The 17,942-nt window shown below is 60.5% G+C and carries 20 protein-coding genes; 9 read left to right on the top strand and 11 right to left on the bottom strand.

Going from position 1 to position 17,942, the window contains the following annotated elements:
• Positions 1-29 precede the first annotated feature (29 nt).
• Positions 30-803: a tellurite resistance TerB family protein gene (locus ACZZ0G_RS23240; RefSeq protein ID WP_463558879.1), complete on the bottom strand. Its 774-nt coding sequence runs from the start codon at positions 801-803 to the stop codon at positions 30-32.
• Positions 804-1,062: 259 nt separating this feature from the next.
• Here ACZZ0G_RS23240 and pcsA point away from each other — a divergent pair, with 259 nt between their 5' ends.
• Positions 1,063-1,785, top strand: coding sequence for a phosphatidylcholine synthase (gene pcsA, locus ACZZ0G_RS23235; protein WP_007919592.1), 723 nt, complete (start codon positions 1,063-1,065; stop codon positions 1,783-1,785).
• A gap of 152 nt (positions 1,786-1,937) precedes the next feature.
• Here pcsA and ACZZ0G_RS23230 read toward each other — a convergent pair whose 3' ends face one another.
• Positions 1,938-2,750, bottom strand: coding sequence for a class I SAM-dependent methyltransferase (locus ACZZ0G_RS23230; protein ID WP_463557672.1), 813 nt, complete (start codon positions 2,748-2,750; stop codon positions 1,938-1,940).
• A gap of 32 nt (positions 2,751-2,782) precedes the next feature.
• On the bottom strand, positions 2,783-3,055 hold the full coding sequence (locus ACZZ0G_RS23225; RefSeq protein WP_175554690.1) for a DUF4242 domain-containing protein: 273 nt from the start codon (positions 3,053-3,055) through the stop codon (positions 2,783-2,785).
• A gap of 225 nt (positions 3,056-3,280) precedes the next feature.
• Here ACZZ0G_RS23225 and ACZZ0G_RS23220 point away from each other — a divergent pair, with 225 nt between their 5' ends.
• On the top strand, positions 3,281-3,742 hold the full coding sequence (locus ACZZ0G_RS23220; protein ID WP_463557671.1) for a GNAT family N-acetyltransferase: 462 nt from the start codon (positions 3,281-3,283) through the stop codon (positions 3,740-3,742).
• A 17-nt stretch (positions 3,743-3,759) separates the two neighbouring features.
• On the opposite strand, the gene ACZZ0G_RS23215 is transcribed toward ACZZ0G_RS23220, so the two are convergent.
• Genes ACZZ0G_RS23215 through ACZZ0G_RS23205 form a run of 3 tightly spaced genes read right to left on the bottom strand, consistent with a single transcriptional unit; the run spans position 3,760 to position 5,640 of the window.
• A complete protein-coding gene (locus ACZZ0G_RS23215; RefSeq protein ID WP_463557670.1) occupies positions 3,760-4,971 on the bottom strand; it encodes a cytochrome c biogenesis protein DipZ in 1,212 nt (403 codons plus the stop codon).
• A gap of 37 nt (positions 4,972-5,008) precedes the next feature.
• A complete protein-coding gene (locus tag ACZZ0G_RS23210) occupies positions 5,009-5,347 on the bottom strand; it encodes a hypothetical protein (RefSeq protein WP_463557669.1) in 339 nt (112 codons plus the stop codon).
• A gap of 29 nt (positions 5,348-5,376) precedes the next feature.
• Positions 5,377-5,640: a DUF2790 domain-containing protein gene (locus ACZZ0G_RS23205; protein WP_102902755.1), complete on the bottom strand. Its 264-nt coding sequence runs from the start codon at positions 5,638-5,640 to the stop codon at positions 5,377-5,379.
• Between the two features lie 297 nt (positions 5,641-5,937).
• Here ACZZ0G_RS23205 and ACZZ0G_RS23200 point away from each other — a divergent pair, with 297 nt between their 5' ends.
• Both ACZZ0G_RS23200 and ACZZ0G_RS23195 read left to right on the top strand, forming a co-directional pair.
• Complete coding sequence (locus ACZZ0G_RS23200) at positions 5,938-6,678, top strand: response regulator (protein ID WP_463557668.1); 741 nt, start codon at positions 5,938-5,940, stop codon at positions 6,676-6,678.
• Complete coding sequence (locus ACZZ0G_RS23195) at positions 6,675-7,982, top strand: ATP-binding protein (RefSeq protein ID WP_463557667.1); 1,308 nt, start codon at positions 6,675-6,677, stop codon at positions 7,980-7,982. Before ACZZ0G_RS23200 ends, ACZZ0G_RS23195 begins: the two co-directional genes overlap by 4 nt.
• 128 nt (positions 7,983-8,110) lie before the next feature.
• Here the strand turns inward: ACZZ0G_RS23195 and ACZZ0G_RS23190 are convergent, their stop codons facing one another.
• Both ACZZ0G_RS23190 and ACZZ0G_RS23185 read right to left on the bottom strand, forming a co-directional pair.
• Positions 8,111-8,863, bottom strand: a complete 753-nt coding sequence (locus ACZZ0G_RS23190; protein ID WP_463557666.1) for an HvfC family RiPP maturation protein — start codon at positions 8,861-8,863, stop codon at positions 8,111-8,113.
• Positions 8,856-9,695, bottom strand: a complete 840-nt coding sequence (locus tag ACZZ0G_RS23185; RefSeq protein ID WP_463557665.1) for an HvfB family MNIO-type RiPP peptide maturase — start codon at positions 9,693-9,695, stop codon at positions 8,856-8,858. Before ACZZ0G_RS23185 ends, ACZZ0G_RS23190 begins: the two co-directional genes overlap by 8 nt.
• Before the next feature lie 404 nt (positions 9,696-10,099).
• Here ACZZ0G_RS23185 and ACZZ0G_RS23180 point away from each other — a divergent pair, with 404 nt between their 5' ends.
• Positions 10,100-11,146 (top strand): class I SAM-dependent methyltransferase, encoded by a 1,047-nt coding sequence (locus ACZZ0G_RS23180; RefSeq protein WP_463558878.1) that lies wholly within the window; start codon positions 10,100-10,102, stop codon positions 11,144-11,146.
• Positions 11,147-11,201: 55 nt separating this feature from the next.
• Positions 11,202-12,044 (top strand): NAD-dependent protein deacetylase, encoded by an 843-nt coding sequence (locus ACZZ0G_RS23175; RefSeq protein ID WP_463557664.1) that lies wholly within the window; start codon positions 11,202-11,204, stop codon positions 12,042-12,044.
• 315 nt (positions 12,045-12,359) lie between these two features.
• Here the strand turns inward: ACZZ0G_RS23175 and ACZZ0G_RS23170 are convergent, their stop codons facing one another.
• Complete coding sequence (locus ACZZ0G_RS23170) at positions 12,360-13,247, bottom strand: LysR substrate-binding domain-containing protein (protein WP_463557663.1); 888 nt, start codon at positions 13,245-13,247, stop codon at positions 12,360-12,362.
• A 272-nt stretch (positions 13,248-13,519) separates the two neighbouring features.
• Here ACZZ0G_RS23170 and ACZZ0G_RS23165 point away from each other — a divergent pair, with 272 nt between their 5' ends.
• From ACZZ0G_RS23165 to ACZZ0G_RS23155, 3 genes are read left to right on the top strand one after another with little or no spacing between them, the layout of a single operon-like run.
• A complete protein-coding gene (locus ACZZ0G_RS23165; RefSeq protein ID WP_463557662.1) occupies positions 13,520-14,218 on the top strand; it encodes a CoA transferase subunit A in 699 nt (232 codons plus the stop codon).
• A 24-nt stretch (positions 14,219-14,242) separates the two neighbouring features.
• Positions 14,243-14,908 (top strand): CoA transferase subunit B, encoded by a 666-nt coding sequence (locus ACZZ0G_RS23160; protein ID WP_122843518.1) that lies wholly within the window; start codon positions 14,243-14,245, stop codon positions 14,906-14,908.
• 11 nt (positions 14,909-14,919) lie between these two features.
• Complete coding sequence (locus tag ACZZ0G_RS23155; protein WP_463557661.1) at positions 14,920-16,101, top strand: acetyl-CoA C-acetyltransferase; 1,182 nt, start codon at positions 14,920-14,922, stop codon at positions 16,099-16,101.
• Between the two features lie 218 nt (positions 16,102-16,319).
• On the opposite strand, the gene cobF is transcribed toward ACZZ0G_RS23155, so the two are convergent.
• Entirely contained in the window at positions 16,320-17,075 is a 756-nt protein-coding gene (gene cobF, locus ACZZ0G_RS23150) for a precorrin-6A synthase (deacetylating) (RefSeq protein WP_463557660.1), read from the bottom strand.
• The gene (locus ACZZ0G_RS23145; RefSeq protein ID WP_463557659.1) at positions 17,075-17,644 is read right to left on the bottom strand and encodes a histidine phosphatase family protein; all 570 of its coding nucleotides are present in this window, start codon (positions 17,642-17,644) and stop codon (positions 17,075-17,077) included. Before ACZZ0G_RS23145 ends, cobF begins: the two co-directional genes overlap by 1 nt.
• Positions 17,645-17,942 lie beyond the last annotated feature (298 nt).

Genomic DNA, 17,942 nt, shown 5'->3' with positions numbered 1-17,942 from the left:
CGGTAACCAACATGACCGGTGTGGACTTTCTATGCTTGGCCCTTGGCTTGCTGCTCCAGATGCACCTGCAAATCGGGGTCGATCTGCAATGCTGCCGCCAGTTCATCCAGATAACTGCGCTCGGCGTCCTGCTGATCATCCACCAGCATCACGCTGACCAGATACATTTCAGCGGCCATGGCTGGATCGTCTTTGGCCGCCTGCGCGACTTCGTGCGCGTCCAGCGGTTTCGCGACTTCTTCGTCAAACCATTGCTGCAATTGTGGATCGTCGGTGTGTTTGGTGATTTCCCCACTGATCATCTGTTGCTCCCGGGCGTCGATCTCACCGTCAGCCTTGGCCGCCGCGATCAACGCGCGCAGCACCGCATGGCTGTGTTCCTCAATCTCCGGCCCGGCCAGGAGGTTAGCCGTTTGCGGCGTTTGTTGCGCTGCCGAACTGGCCTGGCTGCGTTGCCAAGCCTGATACGCCTGGAACGCCATCATCCCCAGCGATGCCAGCGCCGCATAATTGGTACCACCGGAACGACTTTGCGTGCCGCCCCCGCCGCCCAGCGCTCCACCCAGTGCGCCGCCCAGGCCGCCACCGGCGCCGCCGCCGAGCAAACCACCGAGCAAGCCACCTAAGCCACCCAGCCCTCCGGCTGCGGAGCCACCGCGTGTGCCGGTGGAATCCGCACCACCGAGCAGGCCGCCCAGCAAGCCACCGAGGCCGCCCAGGCCCGCACCGGCAGACGCTGAAGATTGTTGACCTGCCGAGGCCTGGCCTCGCAGCAGTTGTTCGAGCAAATCGCTGGTGTTCATGACGTCATCCTCAAGCATTGGCAGTAACTTCGTCTGGCAACGATAGACCCGTGCGGCCTTAGCGCCAGCACCGTTTGGCTGATGCTCGAAGCCCTGGCGGATTTCGCCCGCGTATTTTTTCGCCGGCCAGCTAAGATTGATCAATGGTGAACCTTATCCCGGCCAGACCGGTCGATAGCTGCAACCCCGACCCGGTTTGCCGGCGCCCTGCTACCCGAGGGTGATACCCGGCTTGCTTGACTTTCTGGAGAACGCCCCCGTGATATCGACCGTACACATCGCCAGGCTCAAAGCATGGGGCGCCCATGGTTTTACCGCGACTGGCGTGGTCACCGCTTTTCTGGCCACCCTCGCCCTGTTGGAAAACCAGCCGACCCATTGTCTGATGTGGCTGGGCGTGGCGCTGATTGTCGACGGCCTCGACGGCGCACTGGCGCGCAAGGTCAATGTGCAATCGGTGCTGCCGAGCTTTGACGGTTCTATCCTTGATCTGGTGATCGATTACCTGACCTATGTATTCATTCCGGCGCTGTTCATCTATCGCTACATTCCGTTGCCCGACTACACCCTGCTGCTGACCGTGTCGCTGATTCTGGTGTCGTCGCTGTTCTGCTTCTGCAACGTCAACATGAAGAGCAAGGACAACTACTTTGTCGGGTTTCCAGCGGCGTGGAATGTGGTCGCGCTGTGTCTGTACATCATCGGTCCGGGGCCGTGGATTACGTTCCTGACGGTGATTGGCTTGGCGTTGCTGACCGTGACCCGGATGAAGTTTTTGCACCCGTTCCGTGTGCGCCGGTTCATGCCGATCAACATTGCGGTGACGGCGATCTGGCTGCTGTGCAGCCTGTCGCTGGTACTCAACCATCCGGTGATCAACCCGTTGGTGATGGGTTTGTGGTTGCTGATGTCGGCGTACTTTCTGGGGATCTGCATCTGGCGCACGGCGCTGGAATGGTTTGATCGGCCGCAGGTGAAATAGGCATTGCGCCCCAGCTACATTTACCCTTGTGGGAGCGAGCTTGCTCGCGAAGACGGAGTGTCAGACAACATCTGTGTTGAATGACACAGCGCTTTCGCGAGCAAGCTCGCTCCCACAGGGGGATCACCACAAATTTTAAAATAGTGTGTGACTCAGCGTTTAGTGATCACCACCTCCAGATATTCACTCGGCACCACCAGCGAACTCTCCCCCGCCCGATTCAACCGATTGAGCAAATCAGCCAGATCACTCTCCAGCGCCTGCCCGCTCTCCGGCGGCAATGCGGCGAAAGCCTTGTGCACCGGCCCGTACCAATGGCGGAAAATGTCGATGAAATGCGCGGCCGAGCGATAGCGAAAATTGAACTCGCGCCGTGTCACCCGAAGCAGAAAATCACGGTCATCGAAATGCTTGTGCAGCCATGCATCGGAGCCCCAATTCGAGGGCGGCTGTGCGCCTGCCGGGGGTGGCAGATGCCGGCCCAAAGTCTTGAACATCTGGCCAACGAAACCTTCCGGCGTCCAGTTGGCCAGGCCGATCCGCCCGCCACGGCGACACACCCGGCCCAGTTCGGCGGCAGCCTTGTCCTGGTCCGGCGCGAACATCACGCCAAAGGTCGACAGTACCGCGTCGTAACTCTCATCGGCGAACGGCAGTGCCTCGGCATCGGCGACCTGAAACGTCACTTCCAGATGCTCTGCCCGTGCGCGATCCTGACCGCGTTCAAGCAATGCCGCGACATAGTCGGTCGAGGTGACCAGACAACCACGCCGCGCCGCCGCCAGCGTTGCATTTCCGTTGCCGGCGGCGACATCCAGCACCTCCTCATCGCAACGCAAATCACAGGCTTCAGCGAGGTTTTCGCCGACGATTTGCAGGGTGGTGCCGATCACGGCGTAATCGCCACTGGCCCAGGCGACTTTCTGGCGTTCTTTCAAGGCAGTCAGATCTATCGGGGTACTCATGACAGTGAGCTCCGCTACACGTGGGTCGGTGATCATTCGGCAGTGGTGGGGTCGATGACAGTCATCACCCGCGCCACACTGTTGGCAGGAAAACCACCGAGCCTGGCATGTTCGCGCACCTGCTCTTCGTCAGGCGCGATGTACACGCAATAGATTTTGTCTGCGGTGACGTAACTCTGCAGCCACTGCACCTGCGGGCCGAGCTCGCGCAACACGTCACAGGACGTTTGCGACACGGCTTTGAGTTCTGCTTCCGACAGCTTTCCGGCTCCTGGAATCTCGCGTTCAATCACGAATTTCGGCATGGCAACCTCGCGTTCTTGTTATGTGACAGGGCCGGCAGTGTCCCTGCTCGTTCACTATCGCGCCGCGGCTGATCGGCGTCCTTGCCGATCGTCTGGCAAGCCAGTAAAACCGGGGGTTTGCCGATGAGCGGTGGAAATCTGTAAAGCGTCTGGAACACCTTGAGGATTGCCATGCTTCGGCGATTGGTTTCTGATGCACGCTCGCTTCTGGAACGGACTCGACCGATGGCACTGCAAATTGATTGGCTGGCGCATCACATGCACCACAGCGACCGTTATGCCGAGTGGATTCACCAGCAATTCCCCTACGAATACATCGACCAACCGCTGGCCGAATGGCAACGTGAATTTGCCGAAGGCCAAAGCAATGGCAATTGGTCCTGCCTGATCGCAATGGACGGTGAGCGTCTGCTCGGCGGCGCGGCACTGGCACGCGATGACCTCGCCCTGCGCCCTGATCTCGGGCCTTGGCTGGCCTGCGTTTTCGTCAACCCTGACGCACGCGGGCAAGGATTGGCGGAACGCTTGATTGCAGGGATTTGTCAGGAGGCGAAAGACTGCGGCTTTGCGCGTTTGTACCTGCATACGCAAAGCAAGCAGGACTACTACGCCAAGCGCGGCTGGCAAATCCTGAAGCGCTTTCGCGCCTGGGACAACGAACAATGGCTCATGGTTCGCGACCTATGAGCCATTGGTTCTGTTGATCAAGCGGCAGGCGCCTTCGCCTCCTTCAGCAACTGCTGGATCATCTGCTCCTGCGTTTCGTAGCGACCTTCGCCGAAGTGGCTGTAACGCACCTGCCCCTTGGCGTCGATCAGGTAATGCGCCGGCCAGTCCTGATTGTCGAAGTTGCGCCAGATCGCGTAGTTGTTGTCGATGGCCACCGGGTAGGTGATGCCGAGCTTTTTCACCTGATCCTTGACGTTGTCGATAATCCGCTCATAACCGTATTCCGGGGTGTGGACGCCGATCACCACCAGGCCATCCTTTTCGTACTTCTTCGCCCAGTCTTTGACGTACGGCAGGGTGTGCTGGCAGTTGATGCAGTCGTAGGTCCAGAAGTCCACCAGTACCACTTTGCCGCGCAGGGATTCTGCGCTCAGTTCGGGCGAGTTCAGCCATTGCACCGCGCCGGCCAGTGACGGCATCGCGCCTTTGCCCTCCTCCATCGGCGAGTCCGCGCGGACTTTGCTGATGAAGTAGTCGACCACTTTCGGTACGTTTTCCAACACGCTTTTTTCGACGCTGGCGACGCCTTCAGAGGAGGTCTTCGCCAGCAAGGTTTTATCGAAGCCGGTGGCAATCACCGCCGCCGTTGCCAATACCGCAACCCCGGCACCACGACGCAACCAACCGGTGAACGGGATCGACGGTTTCAGGCGATTGACCAAGCCGCGTCCGGTGAAGATCAACGTGCCCAGCGACAATGCACTGCCGGCGCCGTACGCCAGCAGCAACAGGCTGGTCTGCGCGTTGGCGCCTTGCAGCATGGCACCGGTGAGGATCACGCCGAGAATCGGCCCGGCGCACGGTGCCCACAGCAGCCCCGTGGCCACGCCGAGCATGATCGAACTCAACGGCCCGGCCTTTTTCCGGGTATCCGGGTCGAGACGATTGCCCAGCATCACGAAGGGACGTGTCAGCCAGTCGCCGATACGCGCCGAGATCAGCGACAGGGCGAACACGCTCATCACGATCAGCGCGACGTAACGTCCGCTGTTGCTGGCTTGAATCACCCATTCACTGCTGACCACCGCCAGGCTGGAGATCAGCGCGAAGGTCAGGGCCATGCCGCCGAGGGTCAGCATTATCGAAGCGCGGCTACGCTGGGCGCCGGCAAACAGAAACGGGACCACCGGCAGGATGCAGGGGCTGAGCACGGTCAGCAGACCGCCGAGGAATGCGATGAGGTACATAGTGAGTCACCCTTGATCAATGAATGTGACGAGCCATTCAGACGTTCTGGCTTTCCAGCCAATGGCTCTGCGGCGTACGGCTGGCGCCGTTCTCGGCAAACATCTGGCCTTGCGGTGTGCGACTGGCGCCGTCCGCTGCAAACATCTGGCCCTGCGGCGTGCGGCTGGAGCCGTCCGCTGCAAACATCTGGCCCTGCGGCGTGCGGCTGGCGCCGTCCGCTGCAATCAGGCCGTCGCTGCCCTGCTTGGCCACCGGCGTCAGCTGGAAGCAGGTGCCGCTGTGGCAGCTATGCTGTTCAACCGCAGCGTTTGCATGGGCTGCAACGCCAGCCAGGGAGAAGGCGATGGCGGTCAAAAAACGCGATACGTTGTTCATGGCTGTTTCCTTCTATAAAGAGTGATGGCTTAGTTGTCGTTGTTGCAGCCGTCGGCGAATTTGCTGTAATCGAGTACGCGGGTCTGACCGGCCGAATCGAGGTAGGTCATGCGCGCCTCGACAATCCCGCAATTCACCGAGTTGTCCTGTTTCAGCGAGAGCACTTTCTGGATATCCAGGTGGGTGCCGTAGGTGTAGGTTTGCGGGGTGACAGCGGCTTCGGCACGGGCCGACAGCGTGCAGATGTTCAGGGCGGCAAACAGGCAGGCGGCGATTACGGATTTGTTGTTCATGGCGTGTTCCTCAAGGCTTCAGTGGGTTTGAGCCGAGGCGATCTGTGTGGGCCTCGATGGAGCCTATTTGAGGCTCGCGAGGTATCGCGTCTGTGTCAGGAACAAGCGCGTTTCAATCGCTGTGTATCCCTGCCAGCGGGGGATACACAGCGATACAAAACCCTGTGAAAATCGCGTTTTTGCGTCCCCGTGTATCCGTGAACGCGGCAGATACACTGCAATACAAAGGCAGGCAGGCGAGCCATTGAAGGCTCTATAGACTGCACGGGATTCCCCTTCTGACTGAGGCTTGAACCGATGGATCATGTCGATCACATTCTCATCGTCGACGACGACCGCGAGATCCGTGAACTGGTAGGCAACTACCTGAAGAAAAACGGTCTGCGCACCACGGTGGTCGCCGATGGCCGGCAGATGCGCAGTTTTCTCGAAGCCAACACCGTCGACCTGATCGTGCTCGATATCATGATGCCCGGCGACGATGGCCTGCAGCTGTGCCGCGAACTGCGGGTGGGCAAACACAAGGCCACGCCAGTGTTGATGCTGACCGCGCGCAACGACGAAACCGACCGCATCATCGGCCTGGAAATGGGCGCCGACGATTACCTGACCAAACCGTTCGCCGCCCGCGAATTGCTCGCGCGGATCAACGCCGTGCTGCGCCGCACGCGGATGCTGCCGCCGAATCTGGTGGTCACCGAGGCCGGTCGCTTGCTGGCTTTCGGCCGTTGGCAACTGGACACCTCGGCCCGTCACCTGCTCGACAAGGACGGCACCATGGTCGCCCTCAGCGGCGCCGAGTATCGATTGCTGCGGGTCTTTCTCGACCACCCGCAACGGGTGCTCAGCCGCGATCAACTGCTCAATCTGACCCAGGGCCGTGATGCCGATCTGTTCGACCGCTCGATCGATTTGCTGGTCAGCCGTTTGCGTCAGCGTCTGCTCGATGATGCGCGCGAGCCGGCCTACATCAAGACCGTGCGCAGTGAAGGTTACGTGTTCTCGCTGCTGGTCGAGATTCTCGGTGCCCCGGCATGAGCATCAATCTGCACTGGCCGCGCACCCTCGCCTCGCGCCTTTCGCTGATTTTCCTGATCGGCCTGCTGCTCGCCCAAGCGCTGTCGTTCGGTGCGCAGTATTACGAGCGTTACCAAAGCGCCAAGAACACCATGCTCGGCAATCTGGAAACCGACGTGTCGACCTCGATTGCGATCCTCGATCGCCTGCCTGCAGAAGAGCGCCCTGCCTGGCTTGAGCGTCTGGCGCGAAAAAATTATGGCTACCTGCTGAGCGAAGGCGAACCGGGCACGCCGATCGAGGCCAGTGATGTGCCGGTGGCTGTCACCTCGATCACCGAAGCCATCGGTGAACGCTATCCGCTGACCTTCACCGACATTCCCGGGCCAAAGAAACATTTTCAGGGCCATCTGCGCCTGAGTGACGGCAGCCCGGTGACCATCGACGTGCGTCCCGCCATGGTCCCGTTGTCACCGTGGTTGCCGGCGGTCCTGCTCGGCCAACTGGCGCTGATGCTCGCCTGTAGCTGGCTGGCCGTGCGCATTGCGGTCCGCCCCTTGACCCGGCTGGCCGACGCCGTGGAAACCCTCGACCCCAACGCCCACCCGATCAACCTCGACGAAAGCGGCCCGAACGAAGTGGTCTACGCGGCGCGGGCGTTCAACACGATGCAAGCGCGCATCGCCGCCTACCTCAAAGAACGCATGCAACTGCTGGCGGCGATTTCCCATGATCTGCAAACGCCGATCACGCGGATGAAACTGCGCGCCGAGCTTATGGACGATTGCGTCGAGAAAGACAAACTGTGGAATGACCTCAGCGAGATGGAACATCTGGTGCGCGAAGGCGTGGCCTATGCGCGCAGCATCCATGGCTCGACCGAGGAAAGCCGCCGCACCAACATGGATTCGTTCCTCGAGAGCCTGGTGTTCGACTATCAGGACATGGGCAAACAGGTGCAACTGGTCGGCAAGAGTGCAGCCGTCATTGATACCCGGCCTCATGCGTTGCGCCGGGTGCTGGTGAATCTCACGGACAACGCGCTGAAATTCGCTGGCGCCGCCGAAGTCTGGGTGGAAGCCAACAAAGGCAACCTGGCGATTACCGTCATGGACCGTGGCCCGGGCATCGCCGACGCCGAACTGGCACAGGTGCTGCAACCGTTCTACCGCGTGGAAAACTCGCGCAATCGCGATACCGGCGGCACCGGGCTGGGACTGGCCATCGCCCAGCAACTGGCCATGGCGCTCGGTGGTTCGCTGACTTTGAGCAACCGCGAGGGGGGCGGGTTGTGTGCTGAACTGAAACTTCCCTTGCACTCCTGATAACAACGAAAATCCCTGTGGGAGCGAGCTTGCTCGCGAAGGCGTCCTGTCAGTCGATGTTCAAGTTGACTGACAGATCGCTTTCGCGAGCAGGCTCGCTCCCACAGGGTGCGGCGCGGTTTAAGTATTCAAGATGCCAGACCGATCACCTGGTCCTCATGCATCTGCTGCAACAACGCCAGCCCATTGTCCATGAACGTAGCGCTCGCCGACTCCCCGGCCTCCTGCGCCAGACCTCGCAACTGCTCGCGCCCCGTCAACGACACAAACTCAGTGATGCGCTGCAACAACCGCCAGGCCAACGGACTCAGCGCGGAAAACTTCACACTCCAGTCCGCCGCACGCCGCACCAGCAACAGCGTCGGTTGCGCCGGAGGCGTGGCGGGCTGATGGTTTGGATCGAGTGCCTGTACCGGCCACACATACGCCAACGGCCAGGCCAACGCCGAGATCTGCAGCGGGCGTTCCAGCAACAGCGCCGGATCCGTCCACGGCAGCGCCTCAGCATCAGACTGCTGCAACACCATCTCGACCCATTCGTAATGCGCCAGCTCCAGCAGAAACGCCGGCCACTCACCTTCGCGTAACACCTGCGGTTGCGAAGCGAGATAGTCGAGAAAGGTTTGGGCAATCTCGCCGAACTTCGGTGTTTGCGCTCGCCAGTCACGCAAGAAACCTCGCACCAGCAGGCCCCAGCGTTGCTCACCGATGATCCGGATCATCACCGGAAACGTGCCGCTGAGCAATTGCGAGACGTTGTTGAACACCAGATCCCGATAAACGTTGACCCGCTCCGCGTTCATGTCGGCCGGTGGCGATTGATGATCGGGATCGCGCAAATACCGGGTCAGCGCCTGTTGTTGCAGTGTCAGCTTATCCACGATGGTTGCCCCCTGCCTGCAAGTGGCGAATGGTCTGCATCTCAGCAACCAGTTCGGAAAATGCCGGGAAATTGAAATCCCGTTCAAGCAGCGTGGGCTGCGCGCCAAACCGTGCGTAGGCTGCGGCCAGCAGAGACCAGACCTGCGGTTTTACCGAGGCGCCATGGGTGTCGATTTTCAGCGTATCGGACTCATCGAAATGCCCGGCCACGTGCATCCCGACCACCCGGCCCGGCTCGATACCGGCGAGAAAGGTTAGCGGATCGAATTCATGGTTGATCGCATTGACGTAGACGTTGTTGACGTCCAGCAGCAGATCGCAATCAGCCTCTTGCAGAACCGCATTGGTGAAGGTCACCTCGTCCATGTCCTGGCGCGGGGCGGCGTAGTAGGAGACGTTTTCCACGGCCAGACGCCGGCCGAGAATGTCCTGAGCCTGACGGATGCGCGTGGCGACGTGGTGCACCGCCTCTTCGGTGAACGGTAATGGCAGCAAGTCATAGAGATGCCCGTCATCGCTGCAATAACTCAGGTGTTCGCTGTACAGCGGCACGTTGAAACGGTCGAGAAACACCCGCACTTCCTGCAGGAATTCGACATCCAGCGGCGCGGATCCGCCAAGTGACAGCGACAAGCCGTGACAGGACAACGGGTAGCGTTCGGCCAGTTCACGCAACGCCGCACCGTGGGCACCGCCGACGCCGATCCAGTTTTCCGGAGCGACTTCGAGAAAGTCGAAATCGCCGCTGCGGGCAGCTTGCAAGTCTTTCAGCAAGCCACGGCGCAGGCCCAGGCCGACACCGGGTTGCGTTGATGATTGAGGAATTTGCATGGGGAAACCTCGATGGATGGGTCTACCCAGTGGAGTCGACGCCTGTATCAGGGCTGTGTACGCCCACCCGGACAATTGCCGCCCCGTGTATCCCCCCACCACCGCGATACACAGTGATACACACTCTCAAATGTGGGAGCGAGCTTGCTCGCGAAAGCGTCGTCACTGCCAATATAAGAATTGCCTGAAATGCCGCATTCGCGAGCAAGCTCGCTCCCACCGAGGTTTTCGCTGTTCACAAAGAAAGCGGCAGTCCCGGACCGGGGCTAGACTCCTTTATTACCCAGTCGAGGGGGACGCAGGACTTCAGCCGTGCCCTGCCCAACTCCGCGACCACCGCCCGGTGGCGCACGCCTCGACCCTCGACGCCGCCGGACTGTGATCCTGTTTCAGGAGCACACATGATGGACGAGGCGAAGCTCAACCAATTCATGGGCAAACTGGTCAACGACATGGGCGGCGCGGCGATGCTGGCCAATGTCATCGTCGGCGAAGAACTCGGTTTGTACCGGGCCATGGCCGACAGTCAGCCGATCAGTGCCGATGCCCTCGCCGCGAAAACCACCTGCAACCCGCGTCTGGTGCGCGAATGGCTCAGCGCTCACGCGGCGTCCGGCTATATGGAGCACCACGACGGCCAGTTCCGTTTACCGGAAGAACAGGCGCTGGCCCTGGCCGTCGAAGATTCGCCGGTATACGTCGCTGGCGGCCTCGGGGTGGTGGCGTCGTTTTTTCATGACAAGGACAAACTGGTCAAAGCCATGCGCGGCAACGGCGCCCTGCCCTGGGGCGATCATCATCCGTGCATGTTCAGCGGCACCGAGCGGTTCTTCCGGCCTGGCTATAAAGGCCACCTGATCGCCGAATGGCTGCCGGCGCTGGACGGTGTGGTGGCGAAACTGGAGGCAGGCGCCAAAGTCGCCGATGTCGGCTGCGGCCATGGCGCGTCGACGGTGATCATGGCCCAGGCCTTTCCCAACTCGCGTTTCGTCGGCTACGACTATCACGCCCCCTCGATCACCGTCGCCACCCAGCGCGCCGAGGAAGGAGGAGTCAGCAGCCGGGCGAAGTTTTTCCAGGGTTCGGCGAAGAGCTACCCCGGCAACGACTACGACCTGATCTGTTATTTCGACTGCCTGCACGACATGGGCGACCCGGTCGGCGCCGCGCGTCACGCCTATGATTCGCTGAAAGACGACGGCACGGTGTTACTGGTCGAACCGTTCGCCAACGACACCCTGGACGACAACATCAACCCGGTCGGGCGGCTGTTCTATGCGGCCTCGACGTTTATCTGCACACCGAACTCGCTGTCGCAGGAAGTCGGCCTGGGCCTGGGCGCGCAGGCGGGAGAAATGCGTTTGCGCAAAGTGTTTGTCGAGGCCGGGTTCAAGCAGTTCCGCAGGGCCACGCAAACACCGTTCAACCTGATTCTGGAGGCGCGCAAGTAACCTGCGCGGGTCGCGTGCTAACCTGCTGGCATCGTCCTTCCCCGGAGCGCTGACCATGCTCGACAGCCCGACCCGCGACCACCTCGACACCCTGCGCAGGGTGATGGCTGATGGCGATTTCATCGTGTTGACCGGAGCCGGCATCAGCACGCCGTCGGGGATTCCGGATTACCGCGACAGCGACGGTGTGCGCCGTGGCCGGCAACCGATGATGTATCAGGAGTTTCTGGCCGCCGCCGAATCCCGCCGCCGCTATTGGGCACGGGCGATGCTCGGCTGGCCGAGGGTGCGTCAGGCGCAGCCGAATGCGGCTCACGAGGCATTGGCCGATTTGCAGCGCAGTGGGCTGATCCGCGATTTGATCACTCAGAACGTCGACACCCTGCACGATCAGGCCGGCAGCCACGATGTGATCGAACTGCACGGCAGCCTGCATCGCGTCCTGTGCCTGGACTGCGGTCAGCGCAGTGAGCGTGATTCGATTCAGCAATTGATGGAACGGCAAAATCCCTATCTGGCCGGCGTCGATGCGGTGCAGGCGCCGGATGGCGACACCCTGCTCGACCCGGCGTTCGAGGCGCGTTTTCAGGTGCCGCAGTGTCCGCATTGCTTTGGTGAGCGGATGAAACCGGACGTGGTGTTTTTCGGCGAGAACGTCGCGCAAGTCACGGCGGCACGGGCGATGGCGGCGGCGGAAAATGCGGCAGGGATGTTGGTGGTGGGGTCGTCGTTGATGGCGTATTCGGCGTTTCGCCTGTGCCGGGTGATTGCCGATCGCGGCAAACCGTTGATTGCGATCAATCTGGGCAAGACCCGCGCGGATGACTTGCTGGATTTGAAGATTGAAGCGTCGTGTGAACAGCTTTTGCCATTGTTGGCGAGGGATCTGGACCTGTGAATGGCTGCACTCTGCGCTCGACTCAGGACCCAAGCCCCTCACCCTAGCCCTCTCCCAAGGGAGAGGGAACTGACCGAGTTGTCTGGGATGAATACTGCGACCTGAAAATGCTGAGTCGAGCTCACAAGCTGAATAACCCCCGATCAGCTCCCTTCCCCCTCGCTCTCTCCCAGGGGAGAGGGAACTGACCGAGTTGTTGTCAAGCGATACACCGACCTGAAAATTTCGAGTCGAACCCATTTCCTGAAATGCCCACGATCAGCCCCCTTTCCCCCTCGCCCCCTTGGGGAGAGGGTTGGGGTGAGGGGGTAAATCTCACAGTCGCCCGAGATCTTCAGCCTTGAGAATATCGAACAACGCCTGCGCCGCCGCCGACAGTTCATTGCCAGGCTCGGTCAGCACGCCAATCGCCCGTTCCACCGAATCATCCAGCGTCAGGCAATGGGCGCCCAGCTCCTGCATCTGCTCGGCGCACAACGCCGGCACGGCACTGACGCCCAGCCCACTGGCGACCATGCGCCCGACCGTTGCCAATTGATGGCTTTCAAACTCCACCGGCAACTTCATGCCGCGCGCCTGCAGGTGCTCTTCGAGCATCACCCGAACCGTCGAGGGTCGCTGCAACGTGATGAACGGCTGCTGCAACAACGTCTGCCAATCGATCTCACTGCGCTGCGCCAGCGGCGAATCCTTCGGCACCACCGCGACGAAGCGATCCATGTACAACGGCGTAAACGTCATCGAGGTGTTTTGCATCGGCTCGAACGCCACGCCCAGTTCCACCTGACGATCACGGACCATCTCCAGCACTTGCTCATTGATCACGTCATTGACCGTGACGTTGACGTTCGGATAGCGCGCCCGAAACGTCTTGAGGATCGGCGGCAGCAGGTTGCCGGCGAACGACGGCATCGCCGCCAGCGTCACCCGCCCGCGTTGCAAACTGAATCGTTGACGCATCTCGTCTTCGGCGTTGTCCCAGTCGGCGATCAGGCGCCGGGCCAGGGGCAACAGCGATTCACCTTCCGGAGTCAGCGCCACATTGCGAGTGTTACGGCTGAACAGACGCCCACCCAGGCCCTCTTCCAGCGCTTTGATGGTCAGGCTCAAGGCTGATTGCGACAGGTGCAGGCGCTCACAGGCCACAGCGAAACTCAGGCTTTGCGCCACGGCAAGAAAAGCGCGGATCTGTTTGATGGTCATGGTCGCTTCGCTCCAGTTGTAAGCTACAAGCGTTAAGCGGCAAGCCATGATGATCGTTGCAGCCCGTGACGCTCCGCGTCACTGGACGCGGAGCGTCCCTAAAGGCGTTCCCACGCAGAGCGTGGGGAACGATCAAAGCAGCACGCCATAACGCGACTATTGAGTTTTATCTATCAATCAACCTTAAAAATCAACTTAACAAATATATCTCCCGGCGAGACACTCCAACCATTCGGCTAGCCAGCCGCCCGCAAATAATAAAAGAGGTGCATATGGCAGGTTTCGACAAACGCGTGAATTCCTACGAGGAAGCCCTGGCCGGGCTTGAGGACGGCATGACCGTCATCGCCGGCGGCTTCGGCCTTTGCGGCATTCCGGAAAACCTGATCGCCGAGATCAAGCGCAAAGGCACCCGCGACCTCACCGTGGTTTCCAACAACTGCGGCGTTGACGGTTTCGGCCTCGGCGTACTGCTCACCGATCGTCAGATCAGCAAAGTCATCGCTTCCTACGTCGGCGAAAACAAGCTGTTCGAAGAGCAACTGCTCAAGGGCGAAATCGAAGTCATCCTGACCCCGCAAGGCACCCTCGCCGAGAAGATGCGCGCAGGCGGCGCCGGCATTCCTGCGTTCTTCACCGCCACCGGCGTCGGCACCCCGGTTGCCGAAGGCAAGGAAGTGCGTGAATTCAAGGGTCGCAAGTACCTGATGGAAGAATCCATCACTGGCGACTTCGCCATCGTCAAAGGCTGGAAAGCCGACCACTTCGGCAACGTCATCTACCGCCACACCGCGCAGAACTTCAACCCGCTGGCCGCCACCGCCGGCAAGATCACCGTGGTTGAAGTCGAAGAAATCGTCGAACCCGGCGAACTCGATCCTTCGCAGATCCATACCCCGGGCATCTACGTCGATCGGGTCATTTGCGGCACGTTCGAAAAACGCATCGAACAGCGCACCATCCGCAAATAATTCAGGCTGACGGAGAATAAAAACATGGCACTTACCCGCGAACAAATGGCTCAGCGCGTCGCCCGCGAAATGCAGGACGGCTTTTATGTGAACCTCGGCATCGGCATTCCTACCCTGGTCGCCAACTACATTCCCGACGGCATGGAAGTCATGCTGCAATCGGAAAACGGCCTGCTCGGCATGGGCCCGTTTCCGACGGAAGACACCATCGATGCCGACATGATCAACGCCGGCAAGCAAACCGTGACCGCGCGTATTGGCGCGTCGATCTTCAACTCCGCCGAGTCCTTCGCGATGATTCGCGGCGGCCATGTCGACCTGACCGTGCTCGGCGCGTTCGAAGTCGACGTCGAAGGCAACATCGCTTCGTGGATGATCCCCGGCAAACTGGTCAAGGGCATGGGCGGCGCGATGGATCTGGTGGCCGGCGCCGACAACATCATCGTGATCATGACCCACGCCTCCAAGGATGGTGAGTCGAAACTGTTGGCCAAATGCAGCCTGCCGCTGACCGGCGCCGGTTGCATCAAACGAGTGCTGACCGACCTCGCCTACCTGGAAATCGAAAATGGCGCTTTTGTCCTCAAGGAACGCGCGCCTGGCGTCAGCGTCGAGGAAATCGTCGCCAAAACCGCTGGTAAACTGATCGTCCCGGATCACGTACCGGAAATGCAGTTCGCTGCCCAGTGAGGAATTCGAAAATGCAAGACGTCGTAATTGTTGCCGCCACGCGTACCGCGATCGGCAGTTTCCAGGGTTCGCTGGCCAGCGTGTCCGCCGTTGATCTGGGCGCGGCGGTGATCCGCCAGTTGCTCGAGCAAACCGGTCTGGACGGTGCGCAGGTTGATGAAGTGATCATGGGCCAGGTGCTGACCGCCGGCGCCGGCCAGAACCCGGCGCGTCAGGCCGCAATCAAGGCTGGCTTGCCCCACGCCGTGCCGGCGCTGACCCTGAACAAGGTTTGCGGTTCGGGCCTCAAAGCCCTGCACCTCGGCGCACAGGCGATCCGTTGCGGCGACGCTGATGTGATCATCGCCGGTGGCCAGGAAAACATGAGTCTGTCCAACTACGTCATGCCGGGCGCACGCACCGGTCTGCGCATGGGCCACGCGCAAATCGTCGACACCATGATCAGCGACGGTCTATGGGATGCGTTCAACGATTACCACATGGGCATCACCGCCGAGAATCTGGTCGACAAGTACGAAATCAGCCGTGAGCAGCAGGACGCCTTCGCTGCCGCGTCTCAGCAAAAAGCCGCAGCCGCGATCGAGGCCGGTCGCTTTGTCGATGAGATCACCCCGATCCTTATCCCGCAGCGCAAGGGCGATCCTGTTGCCTTCAAGGTTGACGAGCAACCGCGTGGCGACACCACCGGCGAATCCCTGGCGAAACTGCGCCCGGCGTTCAAAAAGGACGGCAGCGTCACCGCTGGCAACGCTTCGTCACTGAACGACGGCGCCGCTGCGGTCATCCTGATGAGCGCCGAGAAAGCCAAGTCCCTCGGATTGCCGGTTCTGGCGACCATCGCCGCTTATGCAAACGCAGGTGTTGATCCAGCAATCATGGGCATCGGCCCGGTTTCGGCCACCCGTCGCTGCCTGGACAAGGCCGGTTGGAACATCGACCAACTCGACCTGATCGAAGCCAACGAAGCGTTTGCTGCACAATCGCTGGCGGTGGCCAAGGATCTGCAATGGGATCTGGACAAGGTCAACGTCAACGGCGGCGCCATCGCCTTGGGCCACCCGATCGGTGCCTCGGGTTGCCGCGTCCTGGTGACCTTGCTGCATGAAATGATCAAGCGTGATGCGAAAAAGGGTCTGGCGACCCTGTGCATCGGCGGCGGCCAGGGTGTGGCGCTGGCCCTGGAACGCGCATAACCAGAGTTCAACAGTGAATGGCGGATCCACGACATCCGCCGCTTGCTGCCAACAAAAACCCGGTGCGACTTGCGTTGCACCGGGTATTTTTTTGCCTGTTCGAAATCGGCTTTGAATGTTGCGGCCCCTTCGCGAGCAAGCTCGCACCCACAAGAGAACGCATTTCAAAATGTGGGAGCGAGCTTGCTCGCGAAGGGGCCAGCCCGGCCAGCGAAAATCTAGGGTTTGCGCAGCAAGTACGTATCCATGATCCACCCATGCTCCGCCCGCGCCTTCTTGCGCACCCGCTCGATCTCATCGGCGACATCGGCAAGCCTGCCACTGATCAGAATCTCGTCCGGCGTGCCCAAGTAGGCGCCCCAGTAAATCTCGGTCTGCTGATCGGCGACCTGGTGATACGAGTCTTCGGCATCGAGCATCACCACCAGACTGTCCGCATCACTCACCTGCCCCGCCGCCAAACGCCGCCCGGTGGTGATTTCAATCGACCGACCGATGGTGTTCAACGGCACTTTGTGCTGCGCCGCGAGCGCCTGCACACTGGTGATCCCGGGGATCACTTGAAACTCGAAGGTACAAACGCCCGAGGCAAGAATCGCCTGAAGGATGCGCACGGTGCTGTCGTACAACGCCGGATCGCCCCACACCAGGAAACCGCCGCACTGGCCGTCAGACAATTCTTCATTGATCAGACGCTCGAAGGTTTGCTGCTTGGCGCGGTTCAGGTCATCGACACTGGCTGTATAGTTGACATCGCCCCGCTCGCGTTCCGGGCTCTGCGCTTCGACGAAGCGATAGTCGGGGTCGTCGATGTAGCGCTCACAGATCTCACGGCGCAAGTCGATCAGCTTGTCCTTGCTCTGGCCTTTATCCATCAGGAAGAACACATCGACCTGATTAAGCGCCTTCACCGCCTGCATCGTGATGTAGTCGGGATTACCGGCACCGATGCCGATCACCAGCAGTTGTTTCATCAAAGTGCTCCTTTAACATCCAGGCTTGGCAGACGCAGGCGCCAGCGCCCGGTGAAGCGTAGTTCGACCATCGACAGCGGTTCGACATCAATGTCATGAAACGCCACGCCACTCATCGCGTGGCTCAGCGCAGCGCGGATGACAAACGGATGCGTCACCGCCACTACCTGTCCAGGCGTGGCTTGCAGACTGCTCAGCCATATCGCCACCCGCTCGCACAACTGGGCCACCGATTCACCGCCATGTGGTGTCGCGTGGGGATCTTCGAGCCAGGCCCGCAGCGCCGCGTCTTCAGAGTTTTGCAGGGATTTGATCGACACCCCGTGCCAGCGTCCCCAGTCACAATCGCGCAGCGCCTCGTCGATCTGCGCATCCGCGCCAAACCACGCCGCCGTCTGGCGGGTGCGCAATTCCGGAGCGCAAATCAAGCGTCGCGCGGTGTCGAAACGCTCGGCCAGTGCGGCTGACGCCAGGTCGATATTTTCAACGGGTTCATTCGTAGGAAAACACGCCAATTTCTGTGCGACGGTTCGCGCATGGCAAATCAATGTCAAACGAGTGGTCTGCACAGGCATCGCTCCGGTCGGGCTTGAGGAAAATCAACGACGTAAGCCGTTTTGTTGGCAATTGTGCCGTAAACCGAGGGCTGCGGGGCCGCTGGCTAGCCACCGGAAAAAAGGACGACGCCAGGAATACGGCAATATCTGACAGCGTTGTGGGCAATGGACTACAAGGCTGGTCGAAATCCGTGTAGCCCTTGTTATACGGGCACCGCGCCCCATTTGGGCATTGCTTCAACACGCTGAAAAATTCACTAGACATGTAACGTCAGTTACATAAATACTGTTTTAACGGATTATGAAGCGA

The organism is Pseudomonas sp. AC169, from assembly GCF_979258515.1.
Note: the sequence above shows the minus strand (reverse complement) of the source record. Positions and strands in the feature narration are given on the sequence as shown.

Bases quoted from the DNA above. Each gene is read 5' to 3' on its own strand.
- ACZZ0G_RS23240 (WP_463558879.1), bottom strand. From the start codon at position 803: ATGAACACCAGCGATTTGCTCGAACAACTGCTGCGAGGCCAGGCCTCG.
- ACZZ0G_RS23230 (WP_463557672.1), bottom strand. From the start codon at position 2,750: ATGAGTACCCCGATAGATCTGACTGCCTTGAAAGAACGCCAGAAAGTC.
- ACZZ0G_RS23225 (WP_175554690.1), bottom strand. From the start codon at position 3,055: ATGCCGAAATTCGTGATTGAACGCGAGATTCCAGGAGCCGGAAAGCTG.
- ACZZ0G_RS23220 (WP_463557671.1), top strand. From the start codon at position 3,281: ATGGCACTGCAAATTGATTGGCTGGCGCATCACATGCACCACAGCGAC.
- ACZZ0G_RS23215 (WP_463557670.1), bottom strand. From the start codon at position 4,971: ATGTACCTCATCGCATTCCTCGGCGGTCTGCTGACCGTGCTCAGCCCC.
- ACZZ0G_RS23210 (WP_463557669.1), bottom strand. From the start codon at position 5,347: ATGAACAACGTATCGCGTTTTTTGACCGCCATCGCCTTCTCCCTGGCT.
- ACZZ0G_RS23205 (WP_102902755.1), bottom strand. From the start codon at position 5,640: ATGAACAACAAATCCGTAATCGCCGCCTGCCTGTTTGCCGCCCTGAAC.
- ACZZ0G_RS23200 (WP_463557668.1), top strand. From the start codon at position 5,938: ATGGATCATGTCGATCACATTCTCATCGTCGACGACGACCGCGAGATC.
- ACZZ0G_RS23195 (WP_463557667.1), top strand. From the start codon at position 6,675: ATGAGCATCAATCTGCACTGGCCGCGCACCCTCGCCTCGCGCCTTTCG.
- ACZZ0G_RS23185 (WP_463557665.1), bottom strand. From the start codon at position 9,695: ATGCAAATTCCTCAATCATCAACGCAACCCGGTGTCGGCCTGGGCCTG.
- ACZZ0G_RS23180 (WP_463558878.1), top strand. From the start codon at position 10,100: ATGGACGAGGCGAAGCTCAACCAATTCATGGGCAAACTGGTCAACGAC.
- ACZZ0G_RS23175 (WP_463557664.1), top strand. From the start codon at position 11,202: ATGCTCGACAGCCCGACCCGCGACCACCTCGACACCCTGCGCAGGGTG.
- ACZZ0G_RS23170 (WP_463557663.1), bottom strand. From the start codon at position 13,247: ATGACCATCAAACAGATCCGCGCTTTTCTTGCCGTGGCGCAAAGCCTG.
- ACZZ0G_RS23165 (WP_463557662.1), top strand. From the start codon at position 13,520: ATGGCAGGTTTCGACAAACGCGTGAATTCCTACGAGGAAGCCCTGGCC.
- ACZZ0G_RS23160 (WP_122843518.1), top strand. From the start codon at position 14,243: ATGGCACTTACCCGCGAACAAATGGCTCAGCGCGTCGCCCGCGAAATG.
- ACZZ0G_RS23155 (WP_463557661.1), top strand. From the start codon at position 14,920: ATGCAAGACGTCGTAATTGTTGCCGCCACGCGTACCGCGATCGGCAGT.
- cobF (WP_463557660.1), bottom strand. From the start codon at position 17,075: ATGAAACAACTGCTGGTGATCGGCATCGGTGCCGGTAATCCCGACTAC.